22 protein-coding genes, 3 pseudogenes and 1 riboswitch are annotated in these 24,600 nt (G+C 71.2%); of the genes and pseudogenes, 19 read left to right on the top strand and 6 right to left on the bottom strand.

Annotated features, from left to right (window positions below; genetic code table 11):
* From ABT336_RS00965 to mqnP, 8 genes and pseudogenes are all read left to right on the top strand, one after another.
* Positions 1 to 1,268, top strand: a 1,268-nt coding sequence (locus ABT336_RS00965) for a cytochrome c biogenesis protein ResB (protein ID WP_350894389.1), incomplete at its 5' end; no start/stop codon positions are given.
* Positions 1,268 to 1,475: pseudogene (locus tag ABT336_RS27465) on the top strand (c-type cytochrome biogenesis protein CcsB); the annotation flags it as partial. The gene ABT336_RS00965 and the pseudogene ABT336_RS27465, both read left to right, overlap by 1 nt.
* 71 nt (positions 1,476 to 1,546) lie before the next feature.
* Positions 1,547 to 2,305: pseudogene (gene ccsB / locus ABT336_RS00960) on the top strand (c-type cytochrome biogenesis protein CcsB); the annotation flags it as partial.
* A 74-nt stretch (positions 2,306 to 2,379) separates the two neighbouring features.
* The gene (locus ABT336_RS00955; RefSeq protein ID WP_350894387.1) at positions 2,380 to 3,861 is read left to right on the top strand and encodes an AAA family ATPase; all 1,482 of its coding nucleotides are present in this window, start codon (positions 2,380 to 2,382) and stop codon (positions 3,859 to 3,861) included.
* A 685-nt stretch (positions 3,862 to 4,546) separates the two neighbouring features.
* The gene (locus tag ABT336_RS00950) at positions 4,547 to 4,771 is read left to right on the top strand and encodes a hypothetical protein (protein WP_350894386.1); all 225 of its coding nucleotides are present in this window, start codon (positions 4,547 to 4,549) and stop codon (positions 4,769 to 4,771) included.
* An 11-nt stretch (positions 4,772 to 4,782) separates the two neighbouring features.
* On the top strand, positions 4,783 to 5,028 hold the full coding sequence (locus ABT336_RS00945; RefSeq protein ID WP_350894401.1) for a hypothetical protein: 246 nt from the start codon (positions 4,783 to 4,785) through the stop codon (positions 5,026 to 5,028).
* A 58-nt stretch (positions 5,029 to 5,086) separates the two neighbouring features.
* Entirely contained in the window at positions 5,087 to 6,547 is a 1,461-nt protein-coding gene (locus ABT336_RS00940) for a menaquinone biosynthesis decarboxylase (protein WP_350894385.1), read from the top strand.
* Complete coding sequence (mqnP, locus tag ABT336_RS00935; protein ID WP_350894384.1) at positions 6,547 to 7,449, top strand: menaquinone biosynthesis prenyltransferase MqnP; 903 nt, start codon at positions 6,547 to 6,549, stop codon at positions 7,447 to 7,449. The genes ABT336_RS00940 and mqnP overlap by 1 nt, the downstream gene beginning before the upstream one ends.
* 68 nt (positions 7,450 to 7,517) lie before the next feature.
* On the opposite strand, the gene ABT336_RS00930 is transcribed toward mqnP, so the two are convergent.
* Entirely contained in the window at positions 7,518 to 8,471 is a 954-nt protein-coding gene (locus ABT336_RS00930) for a terpene synthase family protein (RefSeq protein WP_350894383.1), read from the bottom strand.
* Positions 8,472 to 8,693: 222 nt separating this feature from the next.
* Between ABT336_RS00930 and ABT336_RS00925 the strand changes: the two genes are divergently transcribed.
* Positions 8,694 to 9,323 (top strand): UbiX family flavin prenyltransferase, encoded by a 630-nt coding sequence (locus tag ABT336_RS00925; protein ID WP_350894382.1) that lies wholly within the window; start codon positions 8,694 to 8,696, stop codon positions 9,321 to 9,323.
* A gap of 70 nt (positions 9,324 to 9,393) precedes the next feature.
* Here the strand turns inward: ABT336_RS00925 and ABT336_RS00920 are convergent, their stop codons facing one another.
* Positions 9,394 to 9,660 carry a BldC family transcriptional regulator gene (locus ABT336_RS00920; protein ID WP_350894381.1) on the bottom strand — a complete coding sequence of 89 codons (267 nt, stop codon included), beginning with the start codon at positions 9,658 to 9,660 and terminating at the stop codon, positions 9,394 to 9,396.
* A gap of 168 nt (positions 9,661 to 9,828) precedes the next feature.
* On the opposite strand from ABT336_RS00920, the gene ABT336_RS00915 reads away from it, so the two are divergent.
* Positions 9,829 to 10,290, top strand: coding sequence for an Lrp/AsnC family transcriptional regulator (locus tag ABT336_RS00915; protein WP_350894380.1), 462 nt, complete (start codon positions 9,829 to 9,831; stop codon positions 10,288 to 10,290).
* A 75-nt stretch (positions 10,291 to 10,365) separates the two neighbouring features.
* Positions 10,366 to 11,460 (top strand): L-cysteine desulfhydrase Cds1, encoded by a 1,095-nt coding sequence (gene cds1, locus ABT336_RS00910; protein ID WP_350894379.1) that lies wholly within the window; start codon positions 10,366 to 10,368, stop codon positions 11,458 to 11,460.
* Positions 11,461 to 11,467: 7 nt separating this feature from the next.
* On the opposite strand, the gene ABT336_RS00905 is transcribed toward cds1, so the two are convergent.
* The 3 genes from ABT336_RS00905 to ABT336_RS00895 all read right to left on the bottom strand — a co-directional run bounded on the left by ABT336_RS00905 (position 11,468) and on the right by ABT336_RS00895 (position 14,666).
* The gene (locus ABT336_RS00905; protein ID WP_350894378.1) at positions 11,468 to 12,088 is read right to left on the bottom strand and encodes a putative glycolipid-binding domain-containing protein; all 621 of its coding nucleotides are present in this window, start codon (positions 12,086 to 12,088) and stop codon (positions 11,468 to 11,470) included.
* Positions 12,089 to 12,237: 149 nt separating this feature from the next.
* The gene (locus ABT336_RS00900; protein WP_350894400.1) at positions 12,238 to 13,980 is read right to left on the bottom strand and encodes a DEAD/DEAH box helicase; all 1,743 of its coding nucleotides are present in this window, start codon (positions 13,978 to 13,980) and stop codon (positions 12,238 to 12,240) included.
* Positions 13,981 to 14,447: 467 nt separating this feature from the next.
* Positions 14,448 to 14,666, bottom strand: a complete 219-nt coding sequence (locus ABT336_RS00895; protein ID WP_350894377.1) for a hypothetical protein — start codon at positions 14,664 to 14,666, stop codon at positions 14,448 to 14,450.
* A gap of 1 nt (position 14,667) precedes the next feature.
* Here ABT336_RS00895 and ABT336_RS00890 point away from each other — a divergent pair, with 1 nt between their 5' ends.
* On the top strand, positions 14,668 to 15,474 hold the full coding sequence (locus ABT336_RS00890; RefSeq protein WP_350894376.1) for a hypothetical protein: 807 nt from the start codon (positions 14,668 to 14,670) through the stop codon (positions 15,472 to 15,474).
* Positions 15,475 to 16,033: 559 nt separating this feature from the next.
* Here the strand turns inward: ABT336_RS00890 and ABT336_RS00885 are convergent.
* Positions 16,034 to 17,614, bottom strand: coding sequence for a C40 family peptidase (locus ABT336_RS00885; protein ID WP_350894375.1), 1,581 nt, complete (start codon positions 17,612 to 17,614; stop codon positions 16,034 to 16,036).
* A 223-nt stretch (positions 17,615 to 17,837) separates the two neighbouring features.
* Between ABT336_RS00885 and mqnE the strand changes: the two genes are divergently transcribed.
* From mqnE to ABT336_RS00850, 7 genes and pseudogenes are all read left to right on the top strand, one after another.
* Positions 17,838 to 19,007 (top strand): aminofutalosine synthase MqnE, encoded by a 1,170-nt coding sequence (mqnE, locus tag ABT336_RS00880; protein ID WP_350894374.1) that lies wholly within the window; start codon positions 17,838 to 17,840, stop codon positions 19,005 to 19,007.
* Between the two features lie 24 nt (positions 19,008 to 19,031).
* On the top strand, positions 19,032 to 19,451 hold the full coding sequence (locus ABT336_RS00875; protein ID WP_350894373.1) for a hypothetical protein: 420 nt from the start codon (positions 19,032 to 19,034) through the stop codon (positions 19,449 to 19,451).
* 51 nt (positions 19,452 to 19,502) lie between these two features.
* Complete coding sequence (locus tag ABT336_RS00870) at positions 19,503 to 19,862, top strand: DUF4229 domain-containing protein (protein WP_350894372.1); 360 nt, start codon at positions 19,503 to 19,505, stop codon at positions 19,860 to 19,862.
* A 183-nt stretch (positions 19,863 to 20,045) separates the two neighbouring features.
* A pseudogene (locus tag ABT336_RS00865) lies at positions 20,046 to 21,365 on the top strand (M14 family metallopeptidase); the annotation flags it as partial.
* Between the two features lie 90 nt (positions 21,366 to 21,455).
* A riboswitch (cobalamin riboswitch) is annotated at positions 21,456 to 21,601 on the top strand.
* Between the two features lie 94 nt (positions 21,602 to 21,695).
* Positions 21,696 to 22,631: an ABC transporter substrate-binding protein gene (locus ABT336_RS00860; protein WP_350894371.1), complete on the top strand. Its 936-nt coding sequence runs from the start codon at positions 21,696 to 21,698 to the stop codon at positions 22,629 to 22,631.
* A 14-nt stretch (positions 22,632 to 22,645) separates the two neighbouring features.
* Positions 22,646 to 23,737 (top strand): FecCD family ABC transporter permease, encoded by a 1,092-nt coding sequence (locus ABT336_RS00855; protein WP_350894370.1) that lies wholly within the window; start codon positions 22,646 to 22,648, stop codon positions 23,735 to 23,737.
* Positions 23,734 to 24,552 (top strand): ABC transporter ATP-binding protein, encoded by an 819-nt coding sequence (locus ABT336_RS00850; protein ID WP_350894369.1) that lies wholly within the window; start codon positions 23,734 to 23,736, stop codon positions 24,550 to 24,552. The genes ABT336_RS00855 and ABT336_RS00850 overlap by 4 nt, the downstream gene beginning before the upstream one ends.
* The last annotated feature ends 48 nt before the right edge of the window (positions 24,553 to 24,600 follow it).

The following is a 24,600-nucleotide window of genomic DNA, read 5'->3' as shown; positions in this document are numbered from 1 at the left end:
GTGGTGTCTGGATTACCTTGGTGAGTTGTTCCGTTGTCCTCGTCCCCGCGGGCGGGGGCGTCGAGGCCATCGCCGCGACCCTGCGCAAGCAGCGCTGGCGGGTCGCGGTCCGTGGTGACGAGGTCTCCGCCGAGAAGGGGTACGTGAAGGAGAGCGGCAACCTGCTGTTCCACTTCTCCCTGATCGCCGTGCTGATCACTTTCGCCCTCAGCTCGTGGTACGGCTGGAGCGGCAACCGTCTGCTGGTGGCCGGTGAGGACAAGGCGTTCTGCAACACCCGCCAGCAGTACGCCGAGACCGACCTGGGACCCCGGGTGACCGACGCCGACCTGCCCGGGTTCTGCCTGACCCTCGACGAGTTCGAGGCCCGGTTCACGGAGTCCGGCCAGCCGGAGTTCTTCAACGCGCGGGTGAGCGCCGAGGAGCCCGGTCGGGAGGTGCGGACCGCGGACTTCTCGGTGAACTCCCCGCTGCGCCTCGACGGGGCCAGCGTCTACCTGCTCGGCCACGGGTACGCGCCGATCATCAGGTACACCGACCGCAACGGGCGGGCCCAGACCAGCATCGTGCCGTTCCTGACCACCGGGGACATGGGGCTGACCAGCGAGGGGCTGGCGGCCTTCCCGGACGTCAACGTCGACCCGGTGACCGGGGAGCGCAACCCGGACCTCCAGGTCGCCTTCGAGGGGATCTACCTGCCCACCGCTCCGCAGGAGCCGCCGTACGTCCGCTCCGAGTACCCGATGGAGCGCAACCCGGCGGTCCTGCTGATTCCGTACCGGGGGAACCTGGGTCTGGACGCTGGTATCCCCGGCTCGATCTACCAGCTCGACCAGCGTCAGGTCACCAACGGGAGGCTGGAGCAGCTCGGCGAGGCCAAGCTGATGCGTCCCGGTGAGTCGTGGACCCTCGACGACGGTACGACTGTGGAGTTCCTCGGCACCCGGCGCTACATCACCCTCTCCGTCCGGCACGACCCCGGGGCGACGATGATGCTGGTGAGCAGCGCGGTGCTCCTTGTCGGCCTGCTCGGTTCGCTCTTCGGTCGTCGCCGCCGGGTGTTCTTCCGGGTCGGTGCGGCCCCCACGAGTGGATCTCCGACAGGCAGTAGTAGCTTGGTCGAGGCCGGTGGTCTTCCGCGTACCGATCAGCCCGGGTTCGCCGACGAGTTCGCGCAGCTCGTCAAGGTGATCGGGGGCGGCGGGAAGGACCCCGGTGCGGGTCGGGTCGATCAGGACCCGCCCCGGACGCGAGAAGGGACCGAGTGATGTCCGCGCTCTCCGATCAGGTGGTGTCGATCGCGATCCTGGTGTACCTGGTCGCGATGATCGCCCACGCCGTCGAGTACGCCCTCGGCAACACCCGGACGATGTCCCGGGCAGCCACGCCCGCCCGGGAACTGGTCGGAGTCGGTGCCGGGGCTGCTTCCGGTGTCGGGGCGGCTGATGCTGAGGCGGCCTCCGGTGATGCGGGGGCTTCCGGTGCGGGGGCGTCCGGTGGTGCGGCTTTCGGTGGTGCGGGGGGGTCCGGTGCGAAGGCGCCGGGGAACCGGGCCCGGCTGGCCGGTCGGATCGCCGTCGTCGTCACCGGGCTCGGAGCACTGCTCCACCTGGCCGCGCTGGTCACCCGGGGAATCGCCGCGAGCCGGATGCCCTGGGGCAACCTGTACGAGTTTGTCCTGACCGTCTCGTTCATCGGGGTCGCCGCCTGGCTCGTGGTGCTGTGGAAGGTCCCGTCGCTACGTCGGCTCGGCCTGTTCCTCACCCTGGTCCAGGTGTTGCTGCTGGCCACCGCCGAGCTGGTGCTCTACGTACCGATCGTGCCCCTGGTGCCGGCGCTCAACTCGTACTGGTTCATCGTGCACGTCTCCACAGTCGTCTTCGCCTCCGGGATCTTCCTCCTCGGCGCGGTACCGGCAATCGCGTTCCTGATGCGCAACGGGTTCGAGCAGGGCAAACGCAGCTTCCCGTACACCATGGCGAAGCGGCTCCCGGCGGCGGCCAGCCTGGAGCGGCTCACCTTCGGCCTGCACGCCTTCGCCTTCCCGGTCTTCACCTTCGGGGTGATCGCCGGGGCGATCTGGGCCGAGGCGGCCTGGGGTCGGCCGTGGGGCTGGGACCCCAAGGAGGTCTGGTCCTTCATCTCCTGGGTGGTGTACGCCGGTTACCTGCATGCCCGGGCCACCCCGAGCGTCAAGCGGAACGTGGCCGCCTGGTTGGCCGTCCTCGGCTTCCTCACCATGCTGATGAACCTGTTCGGCGTGAACATCTTCTTCGAGGGCCTGCACTCCTACGGCGGCCTCTGACCCGACGGCCACCCTCGATGCAGTTCGTATAACTACACTTATAAGAAGTGTGGTTATACGAAAGGTGTGCCGTCGTGAGCTGGTCCAAGCCGACAGGAATCTTCGACCGCGACGTGGAGTGGTCCGAGCTGAGTCGGTTCGTGGCCGACGAACGGGCCGGTGCCACCCTCGGCGTGGTGAGCGGCCGTCGCCGTCAGGGCAAGACCCTCCTACTGTACGAGCTTGCCCGGGTCACGGAAGGGTTCTACTTCGGTGCCACCGAGGCCACCGGTACCGAGTCGCTGCGGCGGCTTGGCGAAGCGATCGGTCGGCACACCGAGGCGCCGGGGCCGGTGCACCTGCCGGACTGGGCGGCGGCGGTGGACGCCCTGCTCGCCCTCGGCCGTGACCGCCCGGTCACCGTGGCGATCGACGAGTTTCCGTACCTGGTCGGGGCCGTTCGGGACCTGCCGTCGGTGATCCAGCACGCGTTGACCCCTGGCCGCCCCGAGCGTACGCAGTCCAGGACCCGCTTGCTGCTCTGCGGTTCGGCGATGTCCTTCATGGGTGGGTTGCTGGCCGGCTCGGCACCGCTACGTGGGCGAGCCGGCCTCGAACTGCCGGTCCAACCACTCAACTATCGCGCGGCGGCGCAGTTCTGGGGCCTCAGCGATCCCACCCTGGCCGTGCAGGTCTTCGCGATCGTGGGCGGTACCCCGGCCTACCGGCGGGAGTACGTTCAGGACGACGCCCCGACCGGCCCGGCTGACTTCGACGACTGGGTGGTTCGGGCGGTGCTCAACCCCGCCCGCCCGCTGTTTCGAGAAGCGCGGTACCTGCTGGCCGAGGATCCCGATCTGCGCGACACCAGCCTCTACCACTCCGTTCTGGCTGCGGTGGCGGAGGGGAACGCGACCCGGGGCGGCATCGCGGGTTTCATCGGGCGCAAGTCGACCGACCTGCAACACCCGCTCACCGTACTGGAGGACGCGGGTCTGCTCGTCCGCGAGCCCGACCCCCTGCGCAGTGGGCGGAGCCGGTATCGCATCGCAGAGCCGCTCGTCACCTTCTATCAGGCGGTGATGCGACCCGCCTGGACCGCTCTGGAACAGCGCCGTGGAGCCGACGTGTGGCGGCGGTCGCAGCGCCGATACCTCAGCGCCGTGCTGGGACCCAGCTTCGAGGAGATGGTCCGGCAGTGGACGCTGCTCTTCGCGGATCCGGAGAGCGTCGGTGGCGTCGTCGCGGAGGCGACCGCTGCCACCCTGACCGATCCGGCCACCCGGACCAGCCATGAGCTCGACCTGGTCGCCTTCGGTGAGCCACCCCTCGGCGACGGCCCGCGCCCACTGCTCGCCATCGGCGAGGCGAAGTGGGGCCGGCTGATCGGCAGGGCGGAGCTGGAACGGCTGGAGCGGGTACGGAATGTACTGCGGGGTCGACCCGGCATCGACGCCGCCGGTACCCGGCTGTTGCTGGCCAGCGCCGAAGGCTTCACCGACGACCTGCGCGCGACCGCCGCCCGCCGCGACGACCTGGTCCTCGTCGACCCGCGACGTCTGTACGAGGGCGACTGAAACCGAGAGATGTGAAACGCCACGACACACGGCCGTCAGCGCCGCGACCCCTTTTTTCTTCCCCCCCCCGGCGGGACGATCCGGCAGGTGACGAGGCGGGCGGACCGACGAGCGCTTTCGGATGTGGTGATCGGCCGACGTCGGGCGGGCAGATCCACTATCGCTTGATGAGCGGTTGCTCGACCTGGCGGGTGACCTGATAGTTGATCTCGGGCAGGTCGGCCAGCAGCCGGAAGATCTGGCCGGGCTGCCCCGTCAGCCCGGTTCGTCCTCGTCTGCCGGTGGCCGGGGCTGGCGGTACGTGGCGATGTACGCCTCCACGTCCGACCGCAGCCACACCGAACCGACCGACAGCGTTTGGAACGGTCGCGGAAAATTCGGATGCATCGCGATGGCCCGGAATCGTGACCGGCCGACGCCCAGCATCTTCAAGATCTCGCCAGCGGCGACGAGTGGACCTGGAACCTCATCGGTCATAGCCAGCAAGGTAGAACAGCGCGTTCGCGTCTCGGTTGACACGTTAACTAGAGCACGCTAAGGAGGTCGCGTACTCAGAATCGTGTCGATCAAGGCGCGATGAGCTGAACGTGTCAACATTGACACGGGGGTGGCTGAGGGTGTGGGATTGGTGACGCGGTACCCCCGGTTCGGTGGAGGCTGAGTCCCGGCGGGCCGGGGTGCCGCGATGATCCAGCCCAGCTCCGGAGGCAGGCACGCCATGGCCGGCAAGGAACCCGTACTGATCAGGTTGTCCTGGTTCGTCCTGGCCTACCACCGGCAGCGGACCTGCTGGACGTGCCGCCCCGATGGGTGTTGTCCGCGCGTGGAGCTGGCGCGTCGGCGTATCCGGGCCTGGCTGCGGTTCGGGTCGAACCGGGGCGGCGCGGGCAACCGCCGGGGCACCTGGTGACCGCGCTGGCGGTGCGGCCGGTCGTCGCCGGAGAGGTCAGGGCGGGGGACGTCCTGCACGTCACCCGGACCGCGAGTGTCCAGTTCGTCCGGCGGCCCATTCTGTTCCGGCTGATCCGGGTCAAGGCCGAGTGGCTCACCTACGCCGGCTGGGTCTGGCTGGAGGGTTACGAGTTGAACCGGAAGGGCGAAGCTGTCGCTCGGCGGAGGATCTTCGTCAAGTGGGCAGGCCTTCGGCTGGTGTCGCAGCAGGCCTGACCTCCACCTGGGCACCCGGTCGTCGGGGGTGGTCGGCCGGTACGGGAGACTTGGGGGTATGGCGGCTCGTGGGTTCCCGTACCAGGATCTGAAGGACTTCCTCGCGGCGTTGGAGAAGGCGGGGGAGCTACGCCGGGTCAAGGCCCCCGTCGACCCGACCCTGGAGATCAGCGAGATCGTCACCCGGACGGTACGGGCGGACGGGCCGGCGTTGCTCTTCGAGCACCCCACCCGGGGCGAGATGCCGGTGGCGGTGAACCTCTTCGGCACCGAGAAGCGGATGGCGATGGCGCTCGGCGTCGAGAACCTCGACGAGATCGGCGCCCGGATCGGGGAGATGCTCAAGCCGGAACTGCCTGTGGGGCTCTCCGGGATGATGGACGGCCTGGGCAAGGTGCGGCAGCTCACCTCGATGCCGCCGAAGAAGGTCAAGTCCGGCCCCTGCCAGCAGGTGGTCTACCGGGGTGACGACGTCGACCTGGACCGGCTGCCGGGGCTGAAGGTGTGGCCGGGCGACGGCGGGGTCTTCCACAACTTCGGGCTGACCCACACCAAGCACCCCGAGTCCGGCAAGCGGAACCTGGGGCTCTACCGGTTGCAGCAGCACTCCCGGAACACGATCGGGATGCACTGGCAGATCCACAAGAACTCCACCGCCCACCACGCCGTCGCCGAGCGGTTGGGCCAGCGCCTGCCGGTGGCGATCGCGATCGGGTGCGACCCGGTGGTGGCGTACTCGGCGAGCGCGCCGCTGCCCGCCGACATCGACGAATACCTGTTCGCCGGATATCTGCGCGGCGAGCGGGTCGAGATGGTCGACTGCCTGACCGTCCCGTTGCAGGTCCCGGCGCACGCCCAGATCGTCCTGGAGGGTTACCTGGAGCCGGGGGAGCGGCTCCCGGAGGGACCCTTCGGCGACCACACCGGCTTCTACACCCCGGTCGAGCCCTTCCCGGTGATGCACGTGGAGTGCGTGACCATGCAGCGGGACCCGGTCTACCACACGATCGTCACCTCCCAGCCGCCGCAGGAGGACCACGGACTCGGCAAGGCCACCGAGCGGATCTTCGCCCCGCTCCTGCGGTTCCTCATCCCGGACATCGTCGACTACGACCTTCCGGCCGCCGGGGTCTTCCACAACTGCGCGATCATCTCGATCCGCAAGCGGTACCCGAAGCACGCCCAGAAGGTGATGAACGCGATCTGGGGGGCGCACATGATGTCCCTGACCAAGCTGATCGTGATCGTCGACGAGGACTGCGACGTCCACGACTACAACGAGGTCGCCTTCCGGGCCTTCGGCAACGTCGACTACGCCCGGGACCTGCTGCTCACCGAGGGGCCCGTCGACCACCTGGACCATGCCTCGTACCAGCAGTTCTGGGGTGGGAAGGCGGGCGTCGACGCGACCCGCAAGCTCCCCGAGGAGGGCTACCACAGGGGTTGGCCGGAAGAGATGACCATGGCTCCCGAGGTGGTCTCGCTCGTCGACAAGCGCTGGAAGGAATACGGCATCTGATGTCCGCCACCGCCGAGACCCCCGGGCGGGTAAGGGCCTTCCTCAACCTGGTGGCGATCGAGCACTCGGTCTTCGCCCTGCCGTTCGCCTACCTGTCCGCGTTGACCGCCATGCAGGTGAACGGGGGACGGGTCCGCTGGCTCGACCTGCTGCTGATCACCGTGGCGATGGTCGGGGCGCGGACCTTCGCGATGGCCGCCAACCGGATCCTCGACAGGCGGATCGACGCCCGGAACCCGCGTACCGCGAACCGGGAACTGGTCACCGGGGCGGTGAGCGTCCGGACGGCCTGGACCGGCGCGGCCGTCGCCCTGGTGGTCTTCCTCGCCGCCGCCGCCCTGCTCAACCCGCTCTGCCTGGTCCTCGCCCCGCTGGCCGTCGTCCCCCTGGTGGTCTACCCGTACGCCAAGCGGTTCACCGACTGGCCGCACGCGGTTCTGGCGATCGCCCAGGCAGTCGGCCCGGTCGGTGCCTGGCTGGCGGTCACCGGCACCTTCGACGGGTCCTGGCCCGCCTGGCTGCTCGGCGCGGCGGTCGGACTCTGGATCGGCGGGTTCGACCTCATCTACGCCTGCCAGGACGCCGAGGTGGACCGGGAGATCGGGGTCCGCAGCGTCCCCGCCCGGTACGGGCTGCGGTTCGCCCTGCACGCCTCCACCGTGTCGCACGTGGTGACGTTCGGCCTCTTCGTCTGGTTCGGTGCCCTCGTCGGGTTCGGGTGGCCCTGGTGGGTCGGGCTGGTCCTCACCGCGCTCGCCTTCGGCTACCAGCACGTCGTCGTCACCCCGACCGACCTGAGTCGGGTCAACAGGGCCTTCTTCACCGCCAACGGCTTCGTCGGGATCGCCCTGTTCGCCTTCGCCCTGCTCGACCTGGTCCTCCGCCTCGGCCTGCGCCCCTGACGCCCTATCTCACCCCCTGACGCCCTCGGTCACCGCCTGACGCCCTTCCTGACCCCCTGACGCCTTGCTCACCGCTGGTAGCGGGCGCTTTCCAGGGTCCAGTCGATGGTGCCCCGGACCGCCTGTCCGACCCCGTCGAGGTGGGTGGTGACCGACTCGTCGAGCGCCGGACCGAACGACGGGAGCCGGGCGCGCATCGTCACGAAGCTGTCCATCGCCGCCCGCCAGCGCTGGGCGACGAGGGCCACTGCGGTGTCGACGGGTACGCCCCGTTCGGCGGCGACGGCCAACACCAGGTTGTGTCCGCCACCGGTGTCCCGATCCCGATCCAGCGAGGCCAGGTCGTTGTACCAGGAGAGCAGGTCGTTGCCGAGTTCGCCGATCCGGCGTACCGCAGGGTTGCGCCAGACCGCCTCGGGCAGCGGACGACCGCGGACGAACTCGATCATCGGGTACGACACGTACGCCGCCGAGGTGGCACGCCGTAACCGGACGTACTCCTCGACACCTGGCCTGCGGCCCTGCATCCTGTTGGTCCGTTCCCGCCAGACGCCGTCGAGGTGGTCGGCGACCGCGTCGGCGAACCGGGTCCGCCAGGGGTGCGGCATCCGGCGGCGGGGCTCCTGCCAGGCGCGGGCCAGCAACCGGCGGAGCGGGCCGGTGAACCCGCTGGGGCCGAGCCGGGTGCCGTGGCGCAGGAGGTTCAGCACTGCCCCGCGCAGGGCACGGATCTGCTCCGGCGGCATCGCCGTCGGCCCGTCGCAGGCGTCGTCCACCAGGAAGAACCAGGTGTAGAGCGTGCTGATCACCCGCAGGTCGGCGGGGTCCGCGTCGGGATAGAGCCGTCCGACGTACGCGGCGAACCGGGCCCGGCGCAGGTGGTCGCCGGTCGCCTCGTCGGGGATGATCCCGAGGTCGGCCAACTCGTCGCCCAGCCACTCCTGCACCTCGTCGACGTGTGGGGAGCACCGGGACGGCACCGGACAGGCCGACGCGAGCTCCCGCAGGGTCTCCTCGACCACTGACGTCCCTCCCCGGCCGGGCACGATGGTGCCCGCAGCATGCCAGGCGTCCGGGACACCCGGACACCCGGGCGTACTTCACCCAGGGTGACCAGCGGCTTCGGCAGGAAAGCCGATGGAGGGCCGGTCGAGCGGCCGGTGGAGCGCCCGGTCGAGCGCCGGTCGAGGGGCGGTCGAGGGTCGGTGCGGGGGAGGTCGGCGCGACCAGGCACGCTGGGGGGTATGCGTGAACCATGGGTGGTCGGGGTGTCGGGCGCGTCCGGAACCCCCTACGCCGCAGCTGTGGTCGGTGGGCTCCTGGACGCCGGGGAGGCGGTGGACCTGGTCGTCTCGCGGGCGGCCCGGCTGACGATCCTCGACGAGACCGGCCTGTCGTTCCGGGACGCACACTGGGCCGACGACCTGGCGGCCTGGCTCGGTCGGCCGGTGAACGACGCCGATGTGCGGTACTGGCCCGCCGGTGACCTCGCGGCCGGACCGAGCAGCGGCTCCTACCGGGTACGAGGCATGGCCGTGGTCCCCGCCAGCACCGCCGCCTGTGCGGGCATCGCCGTCGGCCTGTCCAAGGACCTGTTGCAGCGGGCCGCCGAGGTGAACCTCAAGGAACGCCGCCCGGTGGTGGTGGTACCCCGGGAGACCCCGGTCACCCGGAGTCACCTGGAGCACCTCATCGCGTTGCACGACGCCGGTGCCGTGGTGTTACCGGCCAGCCCCGGGTTCTACGGTGCCGGAGCGTCGGCGTCCGCCGCCCAGCTCGTCGACTTCGTGGCCGGGAAGGTGCTGGACGCCCTGGGCGTACCGCACACGCTCTTGCGGCGCTGGTCGGGCGAGTTGAACGCGGACCGTACCTGAGTCCGGCGGAGCCGGTCGGGGTACGGTCGCGGGCCGGGCACGAGGCCCGACCCGTACGACCACGGTGGCGTCAGTACATGCCGGCGTTCGCCGGGCCGGGACCGGTGGTGGCCGCCGGACCCGCGTTGCGCGGCCTGTCGACGTCCTCCCCCTCCTCCAGCATGCCCTCGCCTTCCAGCAGGGCTCGTACCTCGGATTCCCGAAACCGACGATGCCCACCTGGAGTCCGGATACTGCCGATCCGGCCGGCAGCCGCCCATCTCGTCACAGTTTTCGGGTCCACCCGAAACAGCGCGGCCACCTCACCTGGTGTCAGCAGGCGATCTCCAGTGTCCACAGCCCCCTCCTCGCGTCGACGAAGCCCTCGGCTGAACCACACTGCCCCCGGCTGGTGCGAGCCCAGAGCCGTCATGAGGGACGTATGGCAATTACAGCACCGGCGACCAGGGCTGTCCGGCAAACGTGAAAAATGCACGGAGTGGGCTGTTGGTAGTGTCTGTAGGCCGTGGACGCCATCGACCTGAGCCTGTTGGAGCTGCTGCGCGGAAACGCCCGCCTGTCCTACGCCGAGCTGGCCCGTCAGGTCGGACTCTCCGCCCCCGCAGTGCACGAGCGGGTCGGCAAGCTGGAGTCCGGTGGGGTGGTCCGGGCCTATCGGGCCGAGGTGGCGCCGGAGGCGATCGGGCTGGGCGTGACCGCCCTGATCGGGATCGTCGAGGACTCCGGGGGCGACACCGACGACATGCTGGAGGCGTTTCGCGGGATCGCCGAGATCGAGTCCTGCTACTTCATGGCCGGGGTGGAGTCCTTCCTGCTCAAGGCCCGGGTCGGGACCATCGCCGAGTTGGAACAGTTGATCGTACGGCTGAACCGGACCTCGGGGGTGGCTTCCACCCGTACCACCATCGCGCTCTCCACCAAATGGGAGAACCGCCCCCAGCCGGTCCCCCCGCCGTCGGCCGGGTGAGCCGCCCGCCCCCGTCCCACCCGCCAAGCCCCGTCCCAGGCGTACCTGAGGATGTTTCGCTGTTACCGTTCCGCTGTGACACAACTGGACCGGGGCGAGGCGGCCCGACGGGCGTGGGTCACCGAGGCGATCGCCACGGTCGAGGCCGACGCCAACCGCTCGGCCGACACCCACCTGCTGCCCTTCCCGCTGCCCCGCGCGTGGGGGATCGACCTCTACCTCAAGGACGAGTCGGTGCACCCCACCGGCTCACTGAAGCACCGGCTGGCCCGCTCCCTGTTCCTGTACGGGCTCTGCAACGGCTGGATCGGACCCGAGACCACTGTCATCGAGGCGTCCTCAGGCTCGACGGCGGTCTCCGAGGCGTACTTCGCCCGGATGCTGGACCTGCCGTTCATCGCCGTGATGCCGGCCTCCACCTCGCCCGAGAAGATCAGCCAGATCGAGTTCCAGGGCGGCCGGTGTCACCTGGTGCAGGACCCGGGGAAGGTGGTGGTGGAGGCCCGGTGGCTGGCCGAGGACTCCGGCGGCCACTTCATGGACCAGTTCACCTACGCCGAGCGGGCCACCGACTGGCGGGGCAACAACAACATCGCCGAGTCGATCTACGCCCAGCTGGCGTTGGAACGGCACCCCGTACCGGAGTGGGTCGTGATGGGCGCCGGCACCGGTGGGACCAGCGCCACCATCGGCCGGTACGCCCGGTTGCGCCGGCTGCCCACCCGCCTCTGCGTGGTCGACCCGGAGAACTCGGCCTTCTACCCGGCCTGGCAGAGCGGTGACTGGTCGCTGCGGATCGACAGGGGCTCGCGGATCGAGGGGATCGGCCGACCCTGCGTGGAACCGTCCTTCCTCCCCTCTGTGGTGGACCGGATGGTCCAGGTGCCCGACCCGGCCTCCCTGGCGGCGATGCGGGCCGGATCGGTGGTCCTCGGTCGGCGGGTCGGCGGCTCCACCGGCACCAACCTGTGGGGTGCGTTCGGGCTGATCGCCGAGATGCTCGCCGACGGCCGTACCGGCTCGGTGGTGACACTGATCTGCGACGCCGGGGACCGGTACGCCGACACCTACTACGCCGACGACTGGGTGGCCGAACAGGGCTACGACCTCGCCCCCCACCTGGCCACCATCGACAGGTTCCTCACCACCGGGGCCTGGCCGCAGGGGTAGCACCGCCTCAGCGGGGGGCAACCCGTTCCGCCAGCCCCGGATAGTGGCGGACGTAGCCGTCGGGGTCGAGGGTCAGGTCGGCGGTGAAGGTGCCGCTGGCGAAACCGACCCGCCCCGCACCGGAGGCGGTGTAGACCTGGTCGCTGGGCACCACCACCAGGCCGGGCAGCAGGACCCACGCCACCGTGATCCGGTGTTCGGTGCCGTCGGGGGCGTCGGCGAGCCCCAGACGTCGTACCGGCAGGGTGTTGAACAGCACCGACCCGGTGAGGTCGACGTCGACAGCGTCGGCCAGCCGGTCCGGGTCGTCGGTGCCGGGCAGGCCGGCGGTCGGATGTCCGGCGGCGGCCAACACCCCGTCCAGGTCACCCTCCTCGTTCGTGGTCACCCGCCAGCCGCTGCTGGTCTGCTCCAGCCGTACGCTGCGCGCCCAGCCCGCCCCCTCCGTCTGGACGTCCAACCGTTCGGTGGCCCAGTCCGACCCCGTGGTCACCGTGTACCGGCAGGTGTAGGGCACCGGGTCGACCGCCACCAGGGTGCCCCGCGCGGCCAGCCCCTGATCGTCGGCGACGAGGGCGTGGTCGGCTCCCGGGATGTCCGTCCGGCTCCAGAAGAGCGACTTCACCATGGTTCCGGAGGCTACGGCACCCGACGGGTCACAGCAGCCGATGCGCGAAGGTCACGCAGGACGGGTGCCGCCCCCCGAACACGAACCGGCCGCCGCCACCGGTCGCCGGGAGGGCGACTGGTGACGACGGCCGGTCGAGAAGCGGAAACTCAGCTGGTACGCGCCGGCGGACGCCCGCCGAAGCCCCGGCGGTCGTCACGCTGGTACCTGTCGTCCCGGCCACGACCGTCGGACCGGAACCCGCCCCGACGGTCTCCGAACGACTCACCGGCGCGCTCGCCCCGGTCGCCGAAGCGGCGCTCGCCCTGGGGGCGGTCGTCGAAGCGGCGCTCACCCTGCGGGCGGTCGCCGAACCGGCGCTCGCCCTGGGGGCGGTCGCCGAACCGACGCTCGCCCTGCGGGCGGTCGCCGAACCGACGCTCACCCTGCGGGCGGTCGCCGAACCGACGCTCACCCTGGGGGCGGTCGTCGAACCGACGCTCACCGAACGACTGTCCGCCGGAGGCGCGCTCACCCCACTGCCGGTCACCACCGGCCCGGTCGTCGAAGCGTCGGGCCGGCCGGTCGCCGAACCGGTGCTCGCGGCCGGGGCGGTCGTCCCGACCACCCTGGCGACGGTCGTCGTAGCGGGACCCACCCCGGTCGCCGTATCCACCCCGGGAGTCCCGGTCGCCGAACCGGCGCGGGCCACCCGAGCGACGCGGAGCCGCAGGCTCCTCGCGCACCGGCACCCCACTGGGCTCACGGGCCCCGACCAGATCCGCGAGGGCCTGGTCACCGACCCGGACCCGGGTCTGCTCCGGTGCCACACCGGCCCGCTCCATCATGGCGAGGGTGGTCCGACGCTGCTTGGGCAGGACCAGGGTGGCCACCGCCCCCGACTCACCCGCCCGGGCGGTCCGCCCGGCCCGGTGCAGATAGTCCTTCGGGTCCTTCGGCGGATCGATGTGCAGCACCAGCGTCACACCGTCCACGTGGATGCCCCGGGCTGCCACGTCGGTGGCGACCAGCACGTTCGTCCGGCCCTCCTTGAACTCGGCGAGGGTCCGCGTCCGCATCCGCTGGGTCTTGCCGCCGTGCAGGCCACCGGCGCGTACGCCGACTGCAGCGAGCTGCTCGACCAGTCGGTCCACACCGAGCTGGGTACGGGCGAACAACATGGTCCGGCCGTCCCGGGCGGCGATCGACGCCGTCACGGCGAACTTGTCGTGCGGCGGGATCAGCAGCATGTGGTGGTCCATCGTGGTCACCGTCGCGGTCGGCGGCGCGGTGGAGTGCGTCACCGGATCCGTCATGAACCGCTTGACCAGGGCGTCCACGTCTCCGTCCAGAGTGGCGGAGAAGAGCAGCCGCTGGGCGTCGGCCGGAGTCCGGGCCAGCAGTTCGGTGACCTCCGGCAGGAAGCCCATGTCGGCCATCTGGTCGGCCTCGTCCAGGACCGTCACCTCGACGTCGTCCAACCGGCAGACCCCGCGCGCGATCAGGTCGGCGAGCCGCCCCGGGGTGGCCACCACGATCTCCACACCTCGGCGCAGGGCGTCGATCTGCCTGTCGTACGGGACCCCACCCACGGCGGTCTTGAGGAACACCCCGACCGCCTTACCGAGCGGCATCAGGGCGTCGTTCACCTGCATGGCGAGTTCCCGGGTCGGCACCAGGATCAGAGCCCGGGGGTGCTGCGGCCGAGCCCGCTGACCGGTGGAGACCCGGGCGAGCACCGGCAGGCCGAAGGCCAGGGTCTTCCCGGAACCGGTCTGCCCCCGGCCGAGTACGTCCCGACCGGCGAGCGCGTCCGGCACCGTGGCCCGCTGGATCTCGAACGGGCTGGTGATTCCCTGCCGGGACAGCGCCTGGACCAGCGGCCGGGGCAGACCCAGCGCGCCGAAGTCCACGACGGTCTCGTCCGGTCCGGCAGTGGCGTCCGTGCCGGTCTCGTCCGGTCCGGAGGCGGCGTCGGCCGCCGGGGTGGCCTCGGCGGCTGCGGTGTCGCCCGTGGGGGCGGTCTGGTCGATGTCCCCGGCGCTGGTGGCGGGAACGAGATCGCCGAGGGCCTGCGCCGACGTGGCGTCCTGCGGCGTGTCGAGGGCGGACAGGGGCGTGCTGACAGCGGTGGTCGTCAAGAAAAACCTCTCGAGCGGGGCGCATCTTCGCGATGGCCCGCCACGACAGGTAACGCCGCCGGATCGCCCGCAAGATCGCCCAAGGGCGCGCCGGGCGCGCCAGGTCAGTGATCAGTGCAAGTGTACTGCGTCGCTCCCGGCTCTCCACGACACTCTCGGCGGGTAGTGGGCGGGCTCACCCGCCGCATACCGTACGAGAGACGTCTTCCCAGGTCAGGCCGGGTCGGGTGGGGTGAGGGTCAGGCCAGGCCGCCGAACAACCCGTCCATCAGGTCCCCGGCCAGCAGGACGACGAGCACACTGATCGCGACGAGCAGGGTCAACGCGACGGCCAGGACGATCACCACCCGGGTGTTGCTGGACTTCTGGTTGGCCGGTTCCGCCCAGCCCTGCGCCAGGATGTGCCCGGTCAGCGAGCCGGAGTTCTCCACCGCCGGATTCCCGGACGGGAACGACACCGTGTTGAAGCCGGGACCGTCGGTGGTGCTGCCGCCGTACGCGGCGGTGGCCAGGTCCGGGCCGCCGTCGTACCCCTTGCTCCCGGCCTGCGCCGAGGGCCGCCAGGCCGACTCGGCCGGTGCCGTCGTCGGTAGGGCGGCGGTGGCGGGCGCGGAAGGTCCGCCCCAACCGGCGTTCGGTGCCGGGGCGGGCGCGGCGGCGCTGGTGGCGGGCGGAGGCGGGAAGGACGGCGGGTTGCCCCACGGGGTGGCCGGCGGTGCGGAGGTGGGCGGCGCGGGTGAGATCGAGGCGGCGACCGGCGGCCCGGAGGTGGGCGGTGCGGGTGAGGCAGGCGCGGCGACCGGCGGGGCGGAGGTCGGCGGTGCCACGGCACCGGAGCTGACCGGCGGAGGCGGGAAGGGCGGGGCCGGCATCGGACCGGGCGGGGACGGTGGTGGCGGAATCGCCGGACCCGGCGGCGGCACCGGGGGACCGGGCACCGGGGGGACCGGCCCCGGCGGGGTGGGGGCCGGTGGTTGGGGCCGGGGCGGTACGGGGACCGGCACGGGAGCCGGGGTCGGCTCCGGGTCCGGCACGGGCGGCTTCGGCGGCTCGGTCGGCCGTGGGGTCGGCTCCGGCACCGGGGCGGGCTCCTGTGGCGGTGCGGGCTCGGGCCGGTCCGGTTCGGCGGGGGCAGCCGGGGTGGGAGTGGAGCCGTACACGTTCGCCCGGCTCGTGGAGGTCCCGGTGGCGGCGGCGGCCTCGGTGGCCGAGACCGGGGTCAGGCCGGGAACTGCGGCGCTGGCCCGCGCCGGGGCGGTCGGCTGATGACCGACCCGCTGCCCGGGTAGGGAGGAATTCGGGGAGGGGCTGCCCGACGGGGTGCCGGCACCCGCCACCGGGGCGGCGGAGGTCCCCGGCCGGCGCTCCTGCGTCGACGACTTTGCCCGGTAGGTGGTACCCGAGGGAGCCCGACCCGTAGTGGTCTCCTGCGGGGGCGTGGCCCGGCCCGTGACACCGACCCGCGCCGTACCGCCCGCGACACCGACCCGCGCCGTACCTGTCGCCGGGGTGGCACCGCCCGCCTGCGGAGTGGGGGAGCTCGGCACGCTGGCTCGGCCGGTCGGTGCCGGTCCCGGCACCCGGTCGGCCTGTTCGGGCGCGGATCCCGGATCGACAGCCGTTACCGGAACCTGCTCTTCGCCCATGCTCGCCCTCCGCACCAACGCCCCGCATCCGGCCCCGGAAGGGGAGCCGGTAATGCCTGGGTGTCACGGTGCCACATTCCGGCCCCGCAGCACAGCCGGAGCACCCGGTTACTCCCCGCGATCACCGGCGGGGCGACCGGCAGGCCGGGTGGAGGCCGTCCCCGGGCCCGGTGTCGGGCTCAGTCGACCGGGTGGGCGCTGTCGCTCGGCCTCGGCGTACCACCGGCGGCACCGCTCGTCTCGGCCGAGGGTGAAGGGCTGCCCGACGGGGTGGGGTCGGGGCTCTCCGACGCGGGCGGCCCGGTGGTCGGCGACGGTGGCGGCGTGGTCGGCGTCGGGCTCGGCTTCGGGGTGGTCGGCCCCGGAGTGGGGGTGGTCGGCCCGGGGGTGGGGGTGGTCGGGCCCGGGGTCGGGTTGGTCGGCAGTGGCTTCGGCGAGGTGGAGGGCTTCGGCGTCGGCTTCGGAGTGGCCGACGGCGTCGGCGTCGGCTTCGCGGCGGGCGGGGTGGTGGCCGGCGGCTTCGTCTCGGGGACCGCGCCGACCACCCGGGTCGCCGCGTACAACCGGGACCATCCGACGGGGGAGACCTTGACCACGTCGCCGGTGGTGGGGGCGTGGACCATCTTGCCGTCGCCGATGTACATGCCCATGTGGTGGATCGACTGCCAGCTGCTCCCGTTGGCGAAGAAGACCAGGTCACCGGGGAGGAGGGCGGTACGGGGGACGGTCCGGCCGCTGGTGTGGCGGTACTGGTCCCGGGCGACCCGGGGCAGGCCGAAGTAGTCCGCACCCTTTGACCGGTACGCGGCCCAGACCAGGCCGGAGCAGTCGAACGTGTCCGGACCCTGGGTCGCCCACTTGTACGGGTCACCACGCTGGGCCATGGCGTACCGGACGGCTGCCAGAGCACGCGGGTGGGCGGTCAGCCCCTGGGAGCTGCCCCCGTTGACGTACCCCGCGCCGAGCTGCTCCTCGGCGGCGTCGCGCTGCCGCTCGATCCGGACCAGCTGCTCGGAGTTGTCCCGACGCAGCTTGAGGAGCTTGGTCTCCTGGTCGCGGCGGGTCTTGTCCAGGACCGTGTACTCGCCCCGGGCGTTGAGCGCCGCCAGCTCGGCGGAGTTCAGCTCCTGGACGGCGGCCTGCTCGGCGGCGCGGGCCCGGGTCAGCTCGCCACCGGTGGAGGTGGTGGCACCGGGGGCCTTGTCACCTCGGGAGATCCGCTGGAGCTGGCTGAGGTGGTGCAGGTCCTGACCGAACTCGCCGGGGGGCAGCGCTGCGGCGGCCTTGAGCGTGTCCGCCGCCGCCTGGTCGGCCTTCAGCTGTGCGGTGGTCAGCGCCTGCCTGGCGAGTTCCAGGTTCTGCTTGGCGGTGGCCAGTCGGGCCTCGGTCTCGGTCCGCTTCTGTCCCAGCCCCAGCACCTGGTCGCTGACCAGCCCGAGCTGCGTCTCGGCGAGGGCGATCTGGGTGCCCAGGGGTCCGGCGGTGAGGTTCGTCGGCACCGTGGTCGGCGCACCGCCACCCGGCAGGGTGGGGACGCCGGGCTGCGCCGGGTCGCCGGGAATTTGCAGGCCACCTGCGGCGATCGGCCGGGAGCCGCTGTCGGGCACGGTGGAGGGCAGCGGTGGGTCCGCGTACGCGGGGGCGGAGAGGATCGCCGAGGCGACAGCGCCGAGCAGCGCGGCCCAGAGCCTCGGGCGCAGCACCGGCGAGATCACCGGGCGCCTCCGTGTCCGTCGCCGCCCGTGCCCGCTGTCGACCATCCCGCTCCTCGTCCCGCAGGTCGCGCGTGGTGGGCGCGACGGGTCGGGTCCGCTACTGGTGTGGCGTCCCTTACCTGTCCTACCGCACCTGGTCCGCGATGTCGATACGCGAACGGGTCACAGGAACCTGAGAGCACGGTGAGTTGCCCGACCGTACCGAGACGCTCTCGGGCGTCCGACGTAGGCTCGACGCGTATCGCAGGTGGAAGGGACGAGGCTTTCGATGGACGCCGGACTCAAGCGTGAGCTGGAAGCGAAGGTGTACGCCGGGGAGCGGCTGACCCGGGAGGACGGCGTCGCCCTGTACGACAGCGACGACCTGGCCTGGCTGGGTCGGCTGGCACACCACCGGCGTACCGAACTCAACGGGGACCGGGTGATGTTCAACGTCAACCGGCACCTGAACCTGACCAACGTCTGCTCGGCGTCCTGTGCGTACTGCTCGTTCCAGCGCAAGCCGGGCGAGAAGGACGCGTACACGATGCGGATCGACGAGGCGGTCCGCAAGGCCAAGGAGATGGAGGACGAGCAGCTCACCGAGCTGCACATCGTAAACGGCCTGCACCCGACGCTGCCCTGGCGGTACTACCCGAAGGTGCTGCGCGAGCTGAAGGCCGCCCTGCCGAAGATCAAGCTCAAGGCGTTCACCGCCACCGAGGTGCAGTGGTTCGAGAAGATCAGCGGTCTCACCGCCGACGCGATCCTCGACGAGCTGATGGACGCCGGCCTGGAGTCGCTCACCGGTGGTGGTGCGGAGATCTTCGACTGGGAGGTCCGACAGCACATCGTGGACCACGCCTGCCACTGGGAGGACTGGTCGCGGATCCACCGGCTGGCACACCACAAGGGCATGAAGACGCCGGCGACCATGCTCTACGGACACATCGAGGAGCCCCGGCACCGGGTGGACCACGTCCTGCGACTGCGTGAGCTCCAGGACGAGACCGGCGGGTTCGCGGTCTTCATCCCGCTGCGCTACCAGCACGACTTCGTCGACTCCGCCGACGGCAAGATCCGTAACCGGATCCAGGCCCGGACGACGATGGCCGCACCGGCCGAGTCGCTGAAGACCTTCGCCGTCTCCCGGCTGCTCTTCGACAACGTGCCCCACGTCAAGTGTTTCTGGGTGATGCACGGGCTCTCGGTCGCCCAGCTGTCGCTCAACTTCGGCGTCGACGACCTGGACGGGTCGGTCGTCGAATACAAGATCACCCACGACGCGGACTCCTACGGCACCCCCAACACGATGCACCGCGACGACCTGCTCCACCTGATCTGGGACGCCGGTTTCCAGCCTGTCGAGCGCAACACCCGCTACGAGGTGGTCCGGGAGTACGATCCCGCCCCGCCCCTGGCGCAGCGGCGCGCCGAGCCGCAGCAGGTCTGGGCCTGAGTCACCGCGTACCCTGGCCCCGGCATGAGTGAGCAGAGTGGTTTTCCCCGACGTGACGCCGAAGGGCGCATCCTGACCCTCGGCGACCTGCTCGGGGTGGCGCTCGCCGGGGTGGTGATCGGGGCGTTGGCGCTGGTCCTGTTCGACCTGGCGTTCGCCTGGTTCGGCGCCGGCGAGTTCGGCCAGGCGAACGGTTGGCTCGCTGTCATCCTCCCGGCCTGGCTGTTCTGGGACGACTTCCGTTCCTGGGAGTTCGGTGCCGCCCGGGTGGTCTCGGCGCTGGTGGCGGTAGTGGTCGGGGTGGTCGTCGGACTGGTGACCGCCGGGTTGGTGGCGGGGTTGCCGTCGCTGGCCTCGGGTGCCCTGGGCGCGGCGGCCTGGACTGTGACGTACGCGGTGGTCTGGTTCCCCGGCGTGCGATGGCTGGCCCGCCGGACGGGTTGACCGGTACGCCGGGGGCGCGGGTCCCCCGGCGACGTGGAGGAGGAGTGACTGGTGAGCGCGGCGGTCAAGTACACGCTGGGCCGGGTCGGGCTGTTCGTCGCGGTGCTCGCGGCGCTCTGGTTCGTCCAGATGAGCCTGTTCCTGAAGCTGCTGCTGGCGCTGGTCTTCTCCGCTGCCCTGTCGTTCCTGCTGTTGCGGGGGCTTCGGGACCAGATGGGCGAGGAGATGGCCGGTGCGGCGGAGCGCCGCCGGGTCGAGAAGGAGCGGCTGCGTTCCGCCCTGGCCGGGGAGGACCAGCCCACCGACCCCGACACCTCGACCGGCTCCGGAACGTCGGCCGGTTCCGACACGTCGACCGGTTCCGGAGCCTCGGCCGGGCGTTCGGCGGACGGGCCGGAAGACCCCCGCTGACCTGGGTGCTCGGAACGTCGGCGGGTGACGCCGGTTTTCCTCCACGGCGTTCGAGGTGAAGCTCGTTGCCGGCATGAGGATCCGGTCGGGATGATTGCCTCAGCGACGCATGTTGATATGACCATGTGAGTGGGCGTGGAGAGCCTGACGCAGAACGCGGCAGGCGCGCCCGAGGAGGCTCGCATGATCCGTATCCCCCTCCGTCGACACCTGGCGTTCGCCATGGTCGTCGGCCTGTCGCTGGTGGCCGCCGCCACCGCGCCGGTCTCCGCCCGGCCCTCCCCCGACCGCGACACCGGATCGGCCACCGTCGAGTACCGGGTGCTCGGACCCCGTACGATCGCCGACCGCAACGCCGTCGCCGGGACCGGAGCCGCCATCGACTTCGTCGAGCACGGGGTGCTGCACGTCTCGGCCACCCGAGCGGAGGCGGCCCAGATCACCCGGCTGGGCTTCCGGTTGGAGGCGGTCCCCACCGCCGGCGAGCACGGCCACGACCACGGCGACGACTTCAGCACGATGGGCTTCCCGGCCGCCGACAGCAACTACCACGACTACGCGGAGTTGACGGCGGTGGTGAACAAGGTGGTCGCCGACCACCCGACCATCGCCCGCAAGATCAGCATCGGGTCGTCGTACCAGGGTCGGGACCTGATGGCGGTGAAGATCTCCGACAACGTCGCCACCGACGAGAACGAGCCGGAGATCCTGTTCAACTCCCAGCAGCACGCCCGCGAGCACCTCACCGTGGAGATGGCGATCTACCTGCTGAACCTCTTCACCGACTCGTACGGTTCGGACACCCGGGTCACCAACATCGTCAACACCCGGGAGATCTGGATCGTCCCGACTGTCAACCCCGACGGCAGCGAGTACGACATCGCCACCGGGTCGTACCGGTCCTGGCGGAAGAACCGGCAGCCGAACAGCGGCTCGTCCTTCGTCGGCACCGACCTCAACCGCAACTGGTCGTACCGGTGGGGCTGCTGCGGCGGATCGTCCGGATCCCCCGCCTCGGACACCTACCGGGGTCCGTCGGCCTTCTCCGCGCCGGAGACCGCAGCCCTGCGCAACTTCGTCAACAGCCGGGTCGTCGGCGGGGTCCAGCAGATCAAGGCCAACATCGACTTCCACACCTACTCCCAGCTGGTGCTCTGGCCGTTCGGCTGGACGACCGCCAACACCCCCACCGGGATGACGGCCGACCAGTACAACACCTTCGCGACACTGGGCCAGCAGATGGCCGCCACCAACGGGTACACCCCGGAACAGTCCAGCGACCTGTACGTCACCGACGGGGACAGCATCGACTGGATGTGGGGGCAGCACGGGATCTGGGCGTACACCTTCGAGATGTACCCCGGCTCCGCCTCGGGGGGCGGCTTCTACCCGCCCGACGAGGTGATCCCGGCCCAGACCTCGCGTAACCGGACCGCTGTCCTGCTGCTCAGCGAGTACGCCGACTGCCCGTACCGGGCCATCGGCAAGCAGGCCCAGTACTGCTGACCGAGTGAGGAGGGGTCCCTCGTCAGCGGAGGGGCCCCTCCCGACCTTTCGGGGTGGTGCAGCGCACGTCACCCGGTGCCACCTGCGGTAACGAAGTCGGCCGGAGGTGCGCTACGGTGCTAGCGACCGTCCCGCAGCGAAGCCGGTGTGAAACCGGAGCTGTCCCGCAACTGTGATGCCCCGTCCGTACCGCGTGCGGGGACGAGCCAGGTCGCCTACGGCACGGTCGCGACCCGCGCTCTCGAGGAAGGGCGCCTCGCGGACGGCGGCCACCCTCTGCCCTGTCGGCGAAGCACCAGGCTCCTCGGCCGACAGGAGGCACCACCGATGTCCAGACGTACCCCTCGGATCTTCGCGGCGGTGACCGCGGCCGTCGCGCTCGCCCTCGCCGGCTGCGCACAGAACTCCGACGAGCCCACCACAGCGCCCAGCCCCGGCAACGGGTCCGCCTACCCGGTGACAGTCGGGGAGCTGACCCTCGACGCGCGGCCCGAACGGATCGTCTCGCTCTCCGCGACCGCCACCGAGATGCTCTTCGCCATCGGGGCCGGTGACCAGGTCACCGCCGTCGACGACCAGTCGAACCACCCGGCCGAGGCACCGAAGACCGACCTGTCCGGCTTCCAGCCGAACGCCGAGGCGATCGCCGGGAAGAATCCGGACCTGGTGGTCCTCTCCAACGACATGAACAAGATCGTGGATCAGCTGACCACGCTGAAGATCCCGGTCTTCCTGGCCCCGGCGGCGACCACTCTGGACGACTCGTACCAGCAGATCACCGACCTCGGGACCCTCACCGGCAACGCCGACGGCGCCGCCGACGTCACCAAGCGGATGCGCGACGACATCGCCAAGCTGGTCGCTGACCTGCCGCAGCGTGCCGAGAAGCTGACCTACTTCCACGAGCTGGGACCGGAGCTCTACTCCGCCACCAGCAAGACCTTCATCGGCTCGCTCTACAGCCAGGTGGGTCTGGAGAACATCGCCGACGCCGCGGACCCGGACGGCAAGCAGGGCGGCTACCCGCAGCTGTCCCAGGAGGTCATCGTCCAGGCCGACCCGGACTTCATCTTCCTGGCCGACACCAAGTGCTGCCAGCAGTCGGCGGAGACGGTCAAGGAGCGTAGCGGCTGGTCCGGGCTGACCGCCGTGAAGAACAACCAGATCGTCGCCCTCGACGACGACGTCGCCTCGCGCTGGGGTCCGCGCGTGGTCGACCTGCTGCGGGCGATCGTGGACGCGGTCGCCAAGGTCCCGGCCTGACCCTCCACTCCGACATGACCCACCGGCCCGGTGCGACGACCCGGTCCGGCGTGCCCGCCCGACCCGGCGGCGCGCCGGCCGGGTTGCGGCCGGGCTGGTTGGTCGCCGGCCTGGTCGCCGTCGCCGTGGCGCTCGTCGTCGGGGTGTCCCTCGGCCCGGTCAGCCTTCCCCCGCTCAGCGTCGCGGCGGAACTGCTCAACCTGATCCCCGGCGTACGCCTCGACAGTGGCCTCTCCGAACGGGAGATCGCCATCGTCACCGAGCTGCGGCTCCCCCGGGCGGTGCTCGGTCTTCTCGTCGGCGGGCTGCTCGCCCTGGCCGGCGGCTGCTACCAGGGGGTGTTCCGCAACCCGCTGGCCGACCCGTACCTGCTGGGGGTGGCCGCCGGTGCGGGACTGGCGGTCACCACGGTCATCGCCCTCGGGGGCGCGGCCCTCGGCGCGATGCCGGTGACCGTCCCCCTGGCCGCGTTCGGCGGGGCGCTCGGTGCGGTCCTGATGACGTACCTGCTCGGTTCGGCACAGGGCCGCCACCGGTCACCGGTGACGCTGATCCTGGCCGGGGTGGCGGTCTCCGCGTTCCTCTCCGCCGGCCAGACCTACCTGCTGCAACGCAACGCCGACAGCATCCAGCAGGTCTACTCGTGGTTGCTGGGCCGGCTGGCCACCGCCGGGTGGGGCGACGTCCGGATGGTCCTGCCGTACTTCGTGATCACCGTGGCGGTGGTGCTCCTGCACCGGCGGGAGATCGACGTCCTCTCCCTCGGCGACGACGAGGCGACAAGCCTCGGGCTGCACCCGCAGCGGTCCCGGTACCTGCTGATCGCCGCCGCCTCCCTCGGCACCGCCGCGGCGGTGGCCGCCGCCGGGCTGATCGGCTTCGTCGGGATCATCGTCCCGCACGCCCTCCGGCTGCTCGCCGGATCCAGCTACCGGGTGATCCTCCCGCTCTCCCTGCTCTTCGGCGGGGCCTTCCTCACCCTTACCGACGTCGTCGCCCGGACCGTCGCCGCGCCCGGGGAGATCCCCATCGGGGTGGTCACCGCCCTGCTCGGTGGCCCGTTCTTCGTCCTGGTCCTGCGGACCAGTCGGCGGCTGACGGTATGAGCACCGAACATCTCCCCACCTCGGCGGGACCGGCCGTCCAGGTCCGGGACCTGCGGGTCGACCTGGGCGGGGTGCCTGTCCTGTCCGGAGTCGACCTCACTGTGGAGGCAGGCGAGTGGGTCGCCGTGATCGGCCCGAACGGCGCCGGGAAGTCCACCCTGCTGCGCGCCGTCGGCGGCCTCCTGCCCGTGACCGACACCGTCACCCTCTTCGGTACGCCCAGCGCGGCCTTGCGGCGTCGGGACCGGGCCCGGACGGTGGCCACCGTCGCGCAGTCCCCGGCAGTACCACCCGGCATGGCGGTGCTGGACTACGTCCTGCTGGGCCGGACCCCCCACATTCCGGCCCTCGGCCGGGAGTCGGCCGCCGACCTCGCCGCGACCTGGGACGTCCTCGCCCAACTCGACCTGCTCGACTTCGCACGCCGGGAGTTGGACACCCTCTCCGGCGGGGAACGACAGCGGGTCTTCCTGGCCCGGGCGTTGGCTCAGGGCGCCACCCTGCTGCTGCTCGACGAGCCGACGAGCGCCCTGGACATCGGCCACCAGCAGGAGGTGCTGGAGTTGGTCGACAGGCTACGGCGCGAGCACGGGCTCACCGTACTGGCCACGATGCACGACCTCTCCCTCGCCGGTGAGTACGCCGACCGCCTGGTGCTGTTGGCGCAGGGGCGGGTGGTGGCGGTCGGTCCACCCCGGGAGGTGCTCACCGAGGAGCTGCTGACCGAGCACTACCGGGCCACCGTACGGGTGATCCAGGGCGAGCACGGCCCCGTCGTCGTCCCCGTCCGACGCCCCCGCAACCGACACCGGTGACCCGAGCCGCACCCCCTGCCCCAGGACCGAGCCGCACCCCCTGCCCCA

The organism is Micromonospora sp. NPDC000207 (assembly GCF_040300925.1).
In the GTDB taxonomy this organism is placed as follows: Bacteria; Actinomycetota; Actinomycetes; order Mycobacteriales; family Micromonosporaceae; genus Micromonospora.
The sequence above is the reverse complement of the archived record's forward strand: the minus strand, read 5'-3'. Positions and strand labels throughout refer to the sequence as shown.

Bases quoted from the DNA above. Each gene is read 5' to 3' on its own strand.
- ABT336_RS00950 (WP_350894386.1), top strand. From the start codon at position 4,547: ATGATCCAGCCCAGCTCCGGAGGCAGGCACGCCATGGCCGGCAAGGAA.
- ABT336_RS00940 (WP_350894385.1), top strand. From the start codon at position 5,087: ATGGCGGCTCGTGGGTTCCCGTACCAGGATCTGAAGGACTTCCTCGCG.
- mqnP (WP_350894384.1), top strand. From the start codon at position 6,547: ATGTCCGCCACCGCCGAGACCCCCGGGCGGGTAAGGGCCTTCCTCAAC.
- ABT336_RS00925 (WP_350894382.1), top strand. From the start codon at position 8,694: ATGCGTGAACCATGGGTGGTCGGGGTGTCGGGCGCGTCCGGAACCCCC.
- ABT336_RS00905 (WP_350894378.1), bottom strand. From the start codon at position 12,088: ATGGTGAAGTCGCTCTTCTGGAGCCGGACGGACATCCCGGGAGCCGAC.
- ABT336_RS00885 (WP_350894375.1), bottom strand. From the start codon at position 17,614: ATGGTCGACAGCGGGCACGGGCGGCGACGGACACGGAGGCGCCCGGTG.
- mqnE (WP_350894374.1), top strand. From the start codon at position 17,838: ATGGACGCCGGACTCAAGCGTGAGCTGGAAGCGAAGGTGTACGCCGGG.
- ABT336_RS00875 (WP_350894373.1), top strand. From the start codon at position 19,032: ATGAGTGAGCAGAGTGGTTTTCCCCGACGTGACGCCGAAGGGCGCATC.
- ABT336_RS00860 (WP_350894371.1), top strand. From the start codon at position 21,696: ATGTCCAGACGTACCCCTCGGATCTTCGCGGCGGTGACCGCGGCCGTC.
- ABT336_RS00855 (WP_350894370.1), top strand. From the start codon at position 22,646: ATGACCCACCGGCCCGGTGCGACGACCCGGTCCGGCGTGCCCGCCCGA.
- ABT336_RS00850 (WP_350894369.1), top strand. From the start codon at position 23,734: ATGAGCACCGAACATCTCCCCACCTCGGCGGGACCGGCCGTCCAGGTC.